Origin of the sequence: Streptomyces sp. VRA16 Mangrove soil (assembly GCF_017377775.1) — a bacterium.
Classification (GTDB): Bacteria; Actinomycetota; Actinomycetes; order Streptomycetales; family Streptomycetaceae; genus Streptomyces.
The window spans coordinates 1-12623 of sequence record NZ_JAFVLN010000037.1 but is presented as its reverse complement, the minus strand read 5'-3'; the positions used below and the strand labels follow the sequence as shown (position 1 = coordinate 12623).

The 12623-nt window shown below is 72.4% G+C and carries 8 protein-coding genes; 3 read left to right on the top strand and 5 right to left on the bottom strand.

Annotation, left to right across the window (positions count from 1 at the left end):
• Positions 1-484: 484 nt before the first annotated feature.
• On the bottom strand, positions 485-1018 hold the full coding sequence (locus tag J3486_RS43610; protein ID WP_207830926.1) for a MarR family winged helix-turn-helix transcriptional regulator: 534 nt from the start codon (positions 1016-1018) through the stop codon (positions 485-487).
• 155 nt (positions 1019-1173) lie between these two features.
• Between J3486_RS43610 and J3486_RS43605 the strand changes: the two genes are divergently transcribed.
• Positions 1174-2442 carry an MFS transporter gene (locus J3486_RS43605; RefSeq protein WP_207830930.1) on the top strand — a complete coding sequence of 423 codons (1269 nt, stop codon included), beginning with the start codon at positions 1174-1176 and terminating at the stop codon, positions 2440-2442.
• Between the two features lie 111 nt (positions 2443-2553).
• On the opposite strand, the gene J3486_RS43600 is transcribed toward J3486_RS43605, so the two are convergent.
• The 3 genes from J3486_RS43600 to J3486_RS43590 all read right to left on the bottom strand — a co-directional run bounded on the left by J3486_RS43600 (position 2554) and on the right by J3486_RS43590 (position 6720).
• The gene (locus J3486_RS43600) at positions 2554-3375 is read right to left on the bottom strand and encodes a class I SAM-dependent methyltransferase (protein WP_207830911.1); all 822 of its coding nucleotides are present in this window, start codon (positions 3373-3375) and stop codon (positions 2554-2556) included.
• A gap of 137 nt (positions 3376-3512) precedes the next feature.
• Positions 3513-5150 carry a SpoIIE family protein phosphatase gene (locus tag J3486_RS43595; protein WP_207830908.1) on the bottom strand — a complete coding sequence of 546 codons (1638 nt, stop codon included), beginning with the start codon at positions 5148-5150 and terminating at the stop codon, positions 3513-3515.
• 151 nt (positions 5151-5301) lie between these two features.
• Positions 5302-6720, bottom strand: a complete 1419-nt coding sequence (locus J3486_RS43590; protein ID WP_207830905.1) for an NAD(P)/FAD-dependent oxidoreductase — start codon at positions 6718-6720, stop codon at positions 5302-5304.
• Between the two features lie 383 nt (positions 6721-7103).
• Here J3486_RS43590 and J3486_RS43585 point away from each other — a divergent pair, with 383 nt between their 5' ends.
• The gene (locus J3486_RS43585; protein WP_207830902.1) at positions 7104-7877 is read left to right on the top strand and encodes a TetR/AcrR family transcriptional regulator; all 774 of its coding nucleotides are present in this window, start codon (positions 7104-7106) and stop codon (positions 7875-7877) included.
• A 271-nt stretch (positions 7878-8148) separates the two neighbouring features.
• On the top strand, positions 8149-10044 hold the full coding sequence (locus tag J3486_RS43580) for a sigma-70 family RNA polymerase sigma factor (protein WP_207830900.1): 1896 nt from the start codon (positions 8149-8151) through the stop codon (positions 10042-10044).
• Positions 10045-10065: 21 nt separating this feature from the next.
• Here J3486_RS43580 and J3486_RS43575 read toward each other — a convergent pair.
• Positions 10066-12623: AAA family ATPase (locus J3486_RS43575; protein WP_229379612.1), on the bottom strand; the 2558-nt coding region annotated here is incomplete at its 5' end.

The following is a 12623-nucleotide window of genomic DNA, read 5'->3' as shown; positions in this document are numbered from 1 at the left end:
AGGAACGGACGCTTCCTTTGTACTCACCCTCTCGGGCTTTCCTCCGGGCGCTTCCCTTCGGTCTTTCTTTCTTGCGTTTCCGACTCTATCAGACCGTTTCACCGGCCGATTTCCTCGGGGTCTTGCTTCGCTTTCCGGCCTTTCGGCTTTCCGGCGGTTCCGACTCTATCAGATCCTTTCGGGCCTGATTCCCAGTCAGCGGGGCTTGTCTTTCCGGCTGTTGGGCCGTTCCGACGTCCCAAACTTTAGCGGATCCCGGCGGCAGTTCCTAATCGAAGCGATCAGGTCAGCCGCAACCCAATTTCGAATTGAATTCGGGCAAGCCGAAATCAGTCCCGTTGGGAGATCGTGCTGGTGGTTTGAGTGCCGCATCAGCGGCGGGAGTTGCTGTCGCAGAACCGTTACGGCTCCGCGGCAACCCGAAGAACTATACGGATCGGGTAGACCCGCGTCAACCCCCCAGTTCGCGGCCGGTCCCCGGCGCTCAGTCGAGGTCGTTGAGGCGGCCGCCGGCGTCCGGCTGGGCGTACTCCACGCGGCGCAGCAGGCGGGTCAGGACCTCGCCGAGGGCCGTGCGCTCCGTCGGGCTGAGGTCCTGGAGGAGGTCCTCCTCGAACACCGTCGCAAGACGCATGGCCTCCAGCCACTTCTCGCGGCCGCCGGAGGTCAGCTCCACGATGACGCGGACCCGGTTGTTCTCGTCGCGGTCACGGGTGACCAGGCCCTCCTGGACCATGCGGTCGATCCGGTGGGTCATCGCGGCGGGGGTCAGGCCGAGCCGCTTGGCGAGTTCGCCGGGGCCCATCCGGTACGGGGCGCCGGAGAGGACGAGGGCCTTGAGGACCTCCCACTCGGCGTTGCTGATGCCGATCTCGGCGGTCTGCCTGCCGTACGCGACGTTCATGCGGCGGTTGAGTCTGCCCAGCGCCGAGACGATCTGCTCGACCTGCGGGTCCAGGTCCTGGAACTCGCGCTGGTACGCGGCGATCTGCTCTTCGAGGGTCGGCTCGGCTGCCATGCCGCGAAGTATGGCACGGCAGCGGTTGGCGTTGAAGTCCTTCGAGCTGTACAGTTTAGCTTCTAACTTTAGCTTCGAAGTCTTCAGAGCTAACCGCTGGTGGTTGGTCCTGGGGGCTTCTTTCTCTGAAAGGGCAGGTGAAAGTGACCAGGGCGATGGGCGCCGCGATGCGGCGCGTACAGATCGGCAGCGCGCTGAGTTCGTTCGGCGTGGGCTTCACGGTTCCGTTCCTCTACGTCTATGTGGCGGAGGTCCGGGATCTTGGCGCGAGTGCGGCGGGCATCGTGCTGGCCGCCTTCGCCATGGCCGCTCTCGTCGTCCTGCCCTTCACCGGCCGCGCCATCGACCGGCGCGGCCCCATGCCCGTACTGCTGACGGCGTCCGGTGTCGCTGCCGTGGGTGCGGTCGGGCTCGGGCTCGCCAGTACGGAGCCCGCGGCCATCGCGGCCGCCGCCGTCCTCGGTGCCGGTACCGCGGTGCTGCAGCCCGCGCTCGCCACCATGATCGTGTGGTGCTCGACGCAGGAGACGCGGACCCGCGCCTTCGCCATGCAGTTCTTCCTGCAGAACCTCGGGCTCGGCATCGGCGGGCTCATCGGCGGTCAGATCGTCGACGAGACCCGGCCGGAGTCCTTCCTGCGGCTGTTCGGCATCGAGGCCGTCATGTTCCTGGTGCTCGCCGCGATCGTGCTGACCGTGCGGATGCCGAAGGCGACCATCGGCGAGGCCGTGCCAAAGGGCGGGGGCAAGGGCGGCATGCGGGCGCTGCTCGGGAACCGGGCGATGGTGCAGCTGTGCGGGCTCGGGTTCGTGCTGTTCTTCGCCTGCTACGGGCAGTTCGAGTCGGGGCTGAGCGCGTACGGGGTCGAGGCCGCCGGTATCTCGGCGTCCACGCTCGGGATCGCGCTCGCCGCCAACACCGCGATGATCGTCGTCGCGCAGTTCGCCGTGCTGAAGTTCGTCGAGCGGCGCAAGCGTTCGCGTGTGATCGCCGCCGTCGGGCTCATCTGGGCCGTCGCGTGGCTGGCCGCCGGATACGCGGGGCTCGGGCACGGCAGCCAGGCCATGGCGACCGCCGCGTTCATCTCGACGTACGCGCTCTTCGGGCTCGGTGAGTCGATGCTGTCGCCGACCGTGGCGCCGCTTGTCGCCGACCTCGCCCCCGCGGGCATGGTCGGCTCGTACAACTCGGCCTTCGCGCTGGTGAAGCAGCTCGCGCTGGCCGTCGGTCCGGCCGTCGGCGGGCCCATGGGCGCCGCGCTGCACGGGCCGTACATCGTGACCTTCCTGCTGTTCTCGCTGGGGATCACCTTCCTGGCGCTGCGGCTCGGCAAGCGGCTCACCCCGCTGCAGGACCAGCCGTCGTCGGCCGGTTCGCGGGTCGTCATGCGCAGCACGCCCGAGCCCGCCGCGGCGGACGCCTGAGCGGAGCAGGGCTGAACAGAGAAGTGGCCGGTGCCGGCGGGCGCCGGCCACTTCTGCGTCCGGGGTGCTCCCTCGCGCCGGCGGACCGCCCTCGTCAGCGGACCGCCGCCGTCAGCGGACCGCCGTCGTCAGCGTCGCCGTGAAGGGGAGGGTCACTGTGCCGTCGGGGGCCGTGCGGTCCGCGAAGCGGTTGGCGAAAGCGGGGCCGACCGTGCGCAGGGCCTCCGTTCCCGTCAGCGTGCTCCAGGGGAGCGCCGAGAGGTGGCCGGGGGCGTAGTCGGTGAGGGGCGGGAGCGTCACGTCCAGCGTGACCGGGACGGCCGCCACCTCCTGGAAGCCCGCCTCACGCAGAGCGCCGGCGAGGACGTCACCGGTGACGGCGAAGGCACGGGTGAAATCGGCCGCCGCCTCCTCTCCCGCGTACGTGGCGACCAGCTCGCGCTGGGCGAGGAAGTACGGAGAACGGTCCAGGTGGCTCCAGGTCGTCGCCGCGAAGTGGCCGCCGGGGGCCGTGACCCGGGCGGCCTCCGCGCACGCCGCCGACAGGTCCGGGAAGAACTGGGCGCCCTGCTGGCACAGGACCGCGTCGAACGCGCCGTCCTCGTACGGCAGCCCGTCGGCCGCTGCCTGCGCGAACTCGATGTCGGGATAGAGATGCGGGCGGTGCGCCACCGCGACCTTCAGCATCTCCGGATTGACGTCGCTGCCGTGGACGCGTCCCGTCGGGCCGACCCGGGCCGCGGCGAGCCGCGCCGTGAAGCCGGTGCCACAGGCCAGGTCGAGGACCGTGGCGCCGGGGCGCAACTCCGCACTCTCCACGAGCACGGCCACGAAAGGCGCCATGAGCGGAGCGACGTACTGCTCGTAGCGCTCGGGAGCGCTGCCGGTGAGACGGAAACCAGAGGCGGATGCGGCATCTGCTGCTTCTGTCATACGGAGCTGATAGCAGTCCCGCACCGCCTTGCCCAGAGGGCTCGCGGGCAATGCTCGGCAGTTCATGGTCACGCCTGCCCGTGCCTTCCGGCGCCTTCCGGCGCTTGCCGGTGCCTGCCGGTGCCTGCCGGTGCTTGTCAGTGCTTGTCTGGGAGGACGAACTCGCACCACACCGCCTTGCCGCCGCCCGGTGTGCGGCGCGAGCCCCAGTTCGAGGCGATGGTGGCCACGATGGCGATGCCGCGTCCCGTCTCGTCCGCCGGTTCGGCGCGGCGGCGGCGCGGCAGGTGGTCGTCGCCGTCGGTGACCTCGATGATCAGCCGGCGGTCCGTGCGGCGCAGGCGCAGCCGCATCGGCGGGATCCCGTGCTGCAGCGAGTTCGCGACGAGTTCGCTGGCGGCCAGGACGCCCAGATCGTGGAGTTCCGGGGTGAAGCGCCAGCTGCTCAGCACCCCCGAGGCGAAAGCGCGGGCGCGCGGGGCGGCCTCGACGCCGCCGAGGAGCTCCAGCGCGGCGTTGCGGAACAGTTCGCCGTCGGGGCCCTTGCGGGCCGGGTGCTGGAGGACGAGGACCGCGACGTCGTCGTCGTGGTCGGCGGTGACGCCCGCGGCGCGGATCAGCCGGTCGCAGATGACCTGCGGCGTGCCGGTCGCGCCGGCCAGGGCGTGCTCCAGGGCCGCCACGCCCTCGTCGATGTCCTCGTCGCGCCGCTCGACCAGGCCGTCCGTGTACATGACCGCCGTCGAGCCGGGGCCGAGCGGCACCGAGCCCGACGCGTGCAGCCAGCCGCCGGTGCCGAGCGGCGGGCCGGTCGGTTCGTCGCCGCGGTGGATCGTCCCGTTCTCGTCCCGCACGAGGATGGGGAGGTGGCCCGCGGACGCGTAGACGAGGCGGCCCTCGTTCGGGTCGTGGACGGCGTAGACGCACGTGGCGATCTGATGCGGGTCGATCTCCGTAGCCAGGCCGTCGAGGAGTTGCAGGACCTCGTGCGGCGGGAGGTCCAGGCGCGCGTAGGCGCGGACCGCGGTGCGCAGCTGGCCCATGACGGCCGCGGCCCGCACTCCCCGGCCCATGACGTCGCCGATGACCAGGGCCGTGCGGCCGCCGCCGAGGGTGATGACGTCGTACCAGTCGCCGCCGACCGCGGCCTCGGTGCCGCCGGGCTGGTACGTGGCGGCGATGCGCAGGTCGTCGGGCTCCTCCAACTCCTGCGGCAGGAGCGAGCGTTGCAGCGTGACGGCGGTCTCGCGCTGGCGGCGCTCGCTCGTGCGCAGCCGCTCGGCGGCCTCCGCGTGGTCGGTGACGTCGGCGGCGAAGATCAGGACGCCGGGGCCCTCGGCCGTCTCCAGCGGGGTGCAGGTCACGGTGTACGAGCGGCCACCGGACGTCTTGCGGGACTTGACCGTACGGGGCTTGGAGCTGCGCAGCACCTGGTCGAGGAGCGGGAACAGGCTCAGCTCGTCGAGCTCGGGCAGTGCCTCCGCCGCCGGTTCGCCGAGGGGGCGGTCGCCGAAGGCCGCGACGTACGCGTCGTTGACGTACGCGATGCGGTGCTCGGGGCCGTGCACCAGGGCGACGAGCGCCGGGATGCGGTCGAGGACCTCGCGGACCGGCAGCTCGTCGACGCCCGCCGCCTTCCGCTCGTCGTCGGGCAGCTGCTCGGCGCGGGCCGCGGGGACCGCGCCGTCGCCTCGCTGGGGTACGCCGTGGTCGGCCCGCGCCGCGGCGCGGCGCTGCGTACCGGGGAGCCGGGCGCTCCAGCGCGTGAAGTTCACTTGGGGGAAGCCTCGTGGGGTCGAGGGAGGGCGCTCGGCCCGCCCATGGTCGGGGACCAGTCTGGCCGACCGTACTGACAAACGTCAGACGCCGGGGTGCGGGCGGGAGTTCCGCGCTCCGGTCAGCAGGGCGTCAACTCGGGGGTCAGGGCTACCCTTTCGGGCCGTTCGGGCTCTTCGAGCCGGGTGCGGATGGGTCCTCAGGAGGGACACGACCGGCCGCGAGTTCGAACTCCGCGCGTGGCCGCTCCAGCGAGCCGAGCGAGACGATCTCCCTCTTGAACAGTCCTGACAGGATCCATTCGGTCAGGACTCGGGCCTTCCGGTTGGCGGTGGGCACCCTGCTGAGGTGGTAGACGCGGTGCATGAACCAGGCAGGGTAGCCCTTCAGCTTCCGTCCGTAGACGTGCGCGACACCTTTGTGCAGGCCGAGCGAGGCGACGGATCCCACGTACGCGTGCTGGTAGTCGGTCAACGGCTGACCGCGCAGCGAGGCCGCGATGTTGTCGGCGAGGGTCTTGGTCTGGCGGACGGCGTGCTGGGCGTTGGGCGCGCAGTCGGTGCCGGGCTCCTCGGCGGTGAGGTCGGGGACCGCGGCGGCGTCGCCCGCGCCCCAGGCGTGCGGGGCGCCGTCGACCGCGAGGGCCGCCGTGCACTTGAGGCGGCCCCGCTCGGTCAGCGGCAGGTCGGTGGCGGCGAGCAGGGGGCTCGGTTTGACGCCGGCCGTCCACACGACCGTACGCGTGGGGAAGCGGGAGCCGTCGGAGAGGACCGCGATGCGGTTCTCGCAGGATTCGAGGCGGGTTTCCAGCCGTACGTCGATGTTGCGGCCGCGCAGTTCGCGGATCGTGTACTGCCCCATCTCCGGGCCGACTTCGGGCAGGATCCGGTCACTGGCCTCGACGAGGATCCACTTCAGGTCCTCGGGCTTGACGTTGTGGTAGTACTTCGCCGCGTACCGGGCCATGTCCTCCAGCTCGCCGAGCGCCTCCACGCCCGCGTAGCCGCCGCCCACGAAGACGAAGGTGAGCGCCGCGTCGCGGATCGCCGGGTCGCGGGTGGAGGAGGCGATGTCGAGCTGCTCGATGACGTGGTTGCGCAGGCCGATGGCCTCCTCAACCGTCTTGAAACCGATGCCGTGGTCGGCGAGGCCGGGGACCGGCAGCGTGCGCGAGATCGAGCCGGGGGCCAGGACCAGTTCGTCGTACGTGAGCGGGGCCGGGCCCGTGCCCTCCTCGTCGCTGGCGAGCGTCGTGTACGTGGCCGTGCGCTTCGCGTGGTCGATCGCGACGACCTCGCCGACGATCACGTCGCAGTCCGGCAGGACGCGGCGCAGCGGGACCACGACGTGGCGCGGGGAGATGGATCCGGCCGCCGCCTCGGGCAGGAACGGCTGGTACGTCATGTACGGGTCGGGGGTGACGACGACGATCTCCACGGTCCCGGCCCGCAGTTCGGGTTTGAGCCTTTTCTGCAGGTGCAGGGCGGTGTACATCCCGACATAGCCGCCGCCGACGACCAGGATGCGGGCGGGGTGCTGCTTCGGCTCCGGTGAGGGCGTCCTTGGCATCGTCACCGTCCCATGACGCATCGGACCCTCGATTTTGTCCACAGGCCCCGCGATTTGTGTGACGGAGCGGAAGGCCGCGCACCGGTTGGGCCGCCCTCCTGGCCTCAGGGAAGAAGTGCAGGTCAGGGCGGGGTACGGGGGTGGGGGGCTGGGGTGCAATCGGGGCGGAATCGCCGCGTACTCCGTTCGGGGGGCGCTCTGTGCGGAACCTGCCCCTTCTGAATTGACTCCGGCTCAACTATGTTCGTGTGCTGTCGGGGTGTCGGGGGATGCGCGGGCGGGGTCGCAGGGGCGGCCCGGAAACCGCTGTCTGTTCCTCACGCTCCGGCAGACAATGGCGGGGAGTGTCTCCGGGGGGAGACGTCATTACCGGGGGAACAGATATGCACATTCAGGACACTCATTGGACCTCCGCGTCTTCCGTGGCACCTTCGGGTGTCTCGGGCGGCGCCAACGGCCGGGGCGCGGCCGACAGTTCGCGCTCCACGCCGCTGCGGGTGGACGCCCAGCGCAATCTGGAGCATGTGCTGCGCGCGGCCCGCGAGGTCTTCGGCGAGCTGGGGTACGGGGCACCCATGGAGGACGTGGCGCGGCGCGCCCGCGTCGGCGTGGGCACGGTCTACCGGCGCTTCCCCAGCAAGGACGTTCTGGTGCGACGGATAGCCGAGGAGGAGACCTCCCGGCTGACCGACCAGGCACGAACGGCGCTCGGTCAGGAGGACGAGCCGTGGTCGGCGCTCTCGCGCTTCCTGCGGACCTCGGTCGCCTCGGGCGCGGGCCGGCTGCTTCCGCCGCAGGTGCTGCGGGTGGGCGTGGCCGACGAGCGGTCCGACTCCGTACGTGATGAGACGCGGGTTCCTGAACAGCGCAGCGCGGCACCCGATCTGCGGCTCGTGGAGCAGCGGTCGGCGCAGGACGGTGACGGCGTGCCCGCGGACGACGCGGGGGCGGCGGCGCTGCTCGAGGTCGTGGGGCGGCTCGTGGATCGCGCGCGAGAGGCCGGTGAGCTCCGTTCCGACGTGACCGTGTCGGACGTGCTGCTGGTCATCGCGACGGCCGCGCCGTCCCTTCCGGACGCCGCTCAGCAGGCGGCGGCCTCGGCCCGGCTGCTCGACATCCTGCTGGAAGGGCTGCGGTCGCGTCCCGCGTCCGCCTGATCGTTCACGGCTCGGCCGCCCGGGGCCGGGGTCTTCGACCCCGCGGCTCCGGGCGGCCCTGTTTCCGGAGTCGGGGCTCGGTGTCCGGGCCCGTCAACTTGCCTGGTTCTGAGGTTCGTTGAGACTTCCCTGAGTGGAGCGAGGGTAGTGCTCGCGGGTGGGAAATCTCCACGGATGAGTGGTTGCCGTGCACAGTGGGCCGCCGCGCGCTCCCCGTGTGGCACGCTTTCCCGGTGATCGGCCGTGAAGTGGGCAGGCGGGGGCTTCCGCGATGAGCGTTGACGGGCAGGGCGAGCAGCGGCCCGAAGGTGGCGGGGCGGGCGCGGACGACGTGACCGCGGCGCAGGTACCGAGCCAGGGCGGCCCCGGGCGCACCCCGGGCGGGTCCGCCGGCGAGGTGAGCGACGCCGACATCTCCGTACCACCGCAGCGCGAGGCCGCCGCACCCGCCGCCGCGAGCGGTGAACTGCCTTCGTCCGACGCCGACTTGATCGGACGGATGCGCGGCGGCGACGACAGTGCGTACGAGGAGCTGTACCGTCGGCACGCCGCCGCCGTGCGCCGCTACGCGCGCACCTGCTGCCGCGACGGCCACACCGCCGACGACCTGACCGCCGAGGTGTTCGCCCGCATGCTGCAGGCCGTCCGCGGCGGCAGCGGGCCCGAGCACGCGGTGCGCGCCTATCTGCTGACCACGGTGCGGCGCGTCGCCGCGTCATGGACGAAGTCGGCCAGGCGCGAGCAGCTGGTCGACGACTTCGCCGTGTTCGCCGCCCAGGCCGCCCGCTCGAACGAGGTGTCCGACGACGACACACTGGAGCTCGGCGCCGACGTGCGGGCCATGCAGGAGGCCGAGCACTCGATGGCCATGCAGGCCTTCCGCTCGCTGCCCGAGCGCTGGCAGGCCGTGCTGTGGCACACCGAGGTCGAGGACGAGTCGCCCAGTGAGGTCGCCACGCTCTTCGGGCTGGACGCCAACGGCACGCGCGTGCTCGCCAAGCGCGCCCGCGAAGGCCTGAAGGAGGCGTACCTCCAGGCGCACGTCTCGGCCACCCTCACCGAGTCCGAGGAGTGCTCCCGCTACGCGGACCGGCTCGGTGCCTACGCGCGTGGCAGCCTGCGCACCCGGGCCGAGCGCGGTCTGCGCAAGCACCTGGAGGAGTGCGCCAAGTGCCGCCTCGCGGCCGGTCAGATCAAGGAAGTCGCCAGCGGTATCCCGGGGGTCGTGCCGGTCGCGGTCATCGGCTGGTTCGGCGCCGCCGGATACGCGAAGGCGGCCGCGCTCATCGGCGGTGGCGCCGCGGGTGCGGCGGGTGCCGGTGCCGCCGCGGCGGCGGGCGGCAGCTCGTCCGGTGGCGGCGCGGCCGGCGCCGCCGCGTCCGAGGGGCTCGGCGCGCCCGCGAAGGCCGGCATCGCCGCCGGTGTGGTGGCGGCCGCGACCGCCGCCGCGCTGGCCATCGCGCTCACCGGCGCGGAGCCGAAGAAGGAGCCGGAGGCGAAGCGGGAGAAGCCGCCGGTCTCGCAGCCCATCACGCCGACGCCCACCCCGACACCGACGCCCAAGCCGAAGCCTCCCGCGCCGCAGCCGACGCCGACCCCCACTCCGACGCCGACTCCGACGCCGAAGCCCACCCCGAAGCCCACACCCAAGCCGACGCCGAAGCCCACGCCCAAGCCCACCCCGAAGCCGACGCCGCCCAAGCCGAAGAAGCCCACTCCCCCGCCACCCGCGCCCGCCGTCTACCAACTGAGCGCCCTGGACTACAACCTCGTCGGCGACGGCTCCAAGCCCGAGATGCGGCTGAGCGAGAGCAGCTGGGTCTGGCAGCGCTACGGCCTGTCGATCGCCGACAAGCAGTACGCGCACGGAGTCACGGTGCACGCCCGGTCCTCCGTCACCGTCGACCTGAACCGCACCTGCACCGCCTACGACGCGTTCGTCGGCGTCGACGACATGACGCTCGGCCTGGGCGCCGTCCGGTTCTCCGTCTACGTCGACGGGGTGCGGGCCTGGCAGTCGCAGGTGATCCGCGGCAACGACCCGGCGGTGCCGGTCCATGTGAACCTGTCCGGCCACAAGACGATCCGGCTCGTCGTCGAACCGCAGGGGCCGGGCGGCGCCGTGGCACTCGCCGACTGGGCTCAGTCCCGGTTCACCTGCAGCTGACCCGGGGCACGGGCGCGCGGGTCAGCCGTCGGTGGCGGGGGCCGACACCTCGGCCAGGATCCCGTCCTCGGTGAGCGCGCCGCCCGCCGCGCGCTCGGCCTCGTACCGTGCCTCGCCGAGCTCGGTCAGCGCGCGGGACTCCACCGCGGCGCACTCCTCGCGCTCCGGCATCGACCGGGGCGCGCCGTCGCGCAGCGCGTCGGACGCGGCGAACAGCCGGACCGCCCGCGCCACGTCACCGCGGCGCGCGTGCAGCTCGGCCCCCACGTCGACCAGGCCCGCCGTGACCGACTCCGCACAGCGCCCCTCCAGCGCGGCGCGCAGCACGTCGGTGAGGACGGCCAGACCTGCCGCGGGACCCGCCTCCGCGGCCCTGACACGGGCGTCGATCAGACCGATCATCGCCAGGAACTGCGGGGGCGGGGTGCCCGCCGCGGCGAGCGCGTACGCCTCGGTGCACAGCTCGCGCGCGCGGGCCGTCCCACCGTCGGTCAGGGCGAGGTGCGCCCGCATCACCTTCACGACGGCCGAGGTGTCGGTGACCCCGTACTGCTCCGCCTCCTCGCTCGCCGCGTCCAGGGCCTTCCGCGCCGCGTCCCGGTCGCCCTCCCGGTAGTGGATCTCGGCGATCCGCACCATCAGGAACGGTGTCTCCGCGTACGCCCCGACCTCGTAGGCGAGCCGCAGCGCCTCCTCGTACTCGCCGCGCGCCTCCGTGTACCGGCCGCGGCCCATGGCGGCCTCGCCCGCCGCGCTGCACACCTGGGCGCGCATCCAGCGGTCGCCGACCCTGCGGCTGATCTCCCGCAGCTCGGCGAGGTCCTCGTCCACGCCCTGCATGTTGCCCGCCATGTCCACGACCGTGTGGGTGCGGAACATCAGGGAGACGCCGACCTCCCAGTCCCCGCCGAAGCGGCGGCAGTTGACGACGGTGCGGTCCAGCGCCTCGCGCACGTCCTCCAGCCCGTCGAGGACGAAGAGCGTGAACGGCCAGATGATCCCCGGGAACATGGCGCCCTCCGGGCTCGGCGGCTCGAAGGCGGCCCGCACGCGCACCATGTACGCCCGGTCGGCCTCGCTGCGGATGACTTCCTGCGGGGTGGACTCGGTCACCAGGAAGAGGGCCAGCAGGCGCAGCTTCATCCGCGGCCAGTAGAGCGGGTCGGTGGGGTCACCGGTGTCGCCCGGGTCCCCCGGCGCGGGCAGCATGTCCCTGATGGTCTGCACCCATCCGCCGCCCTCCTGGCGGTAGTTGCGCAGCCACCAGAACCAGCCCATGTGCAGGGCGAGGGCGACCGCGGTCTCCTCGTCGACGAGACCGGGCGTGCTCGTGACCCTGGTCAGGGCCGCCCTGATGTTGTCGAGCTCCGTCTCCAGACGCTGGATCCACGGCAGTTGCTCCCCCGAGCGCAGCTTGGGGTCGGCCTCCTCGACCAGGGCGCGTACGTACGCGAGGTGGCGGCGCTCTGCAGCCAGGCGCAGGGCGGGGAGTTCGGCGGCACGCTCGGTGGCGTACTCGTGGATCGTCTCCAGCATGCGGTAGCGCATGCCGGGGAGCCCGCGGTCGCACGGCGTGGCGATCAGCAGGGACTTGTCCACGAGGGAGCCGATGACGTCGGCCGTGGGAGCTGCCGCGTGCGGCCCGGTCCGCGGCTCGGTGTGCGGCCCGGTGTCAGGCTCCGCGGGGGGCGTGGGGGCCGGGGAGCAGACGGCTTCGGCCGCTTCCAGGGTCCAGCCGCCGGCGAAGACCGACAGCTCGCGCAGGGCGGTGCGCTCGCGGTCGTCGAGCAGGTCCCAGGACCAGTCGACGACCGCGCGCAGGGTCTGCTGACGGGGCAGGACGGTGCGGCTGCCGCCGGTGAGCAGGCGGAAGCGGTCGTCGAGGCGGTCGGCGATCTGGCGTGGGGTGAGCAGACGGAGGCGGGCCGCGGCCAGCTCGATGGCCAGCGGCAGGCCGTCCAGGCGGCGGCAGATCTCGGCGACGGCGTCGGCGTCCTGCGTGGGGTCGAAACCGGGGCGCACCGCGGCGGCCCGCTCCGCGAACAGGCGGTGGGCGGGGTCCGGGGGCAGCGGCTCGACTGGGCGCACGGACTCCCCGGGGATTCCCAGGGGTTCACGGCTGGTGGCGAGGATCGTGAGACCCGGGCAGTGCGTCAGGAGGGTCTCGGCGAGTTCCGCCGCCGCGTCGATCACATGTTCACAGTTGTCAAGGATCAAGAGCTCGCTGCGGTGGGCGCAGTGCTCCAGAAGGACCCTGGTCGGGTCGTCGTGGGCCGGTCCCGATCTCTCGTTCGTAATCAGGAACGTCTCGCGCAGGCCCAGTGCGCTGACGACCGCGCCCGGGACCGCACGCGGATCGTCGAGCGGCGCCAGCTCGACCAGCCAGGCCTGGGGCTCGGGGGCTGCTGCCTCCTCGGCCAGGCGGGTCTTGCCGGAGCCGCCGGGACCCGTGAGCGTGACCAGGCGTGCTCCTCGCAAGTCAGAACGGATCGCGGCCAGTTCGGGTTCCCGGCCGACGAAGGAATTCAGGCGGGGGCGGAGGTTGCCTGTGCGGTGTGGGGGGCGTGGCGGGGTGGGAG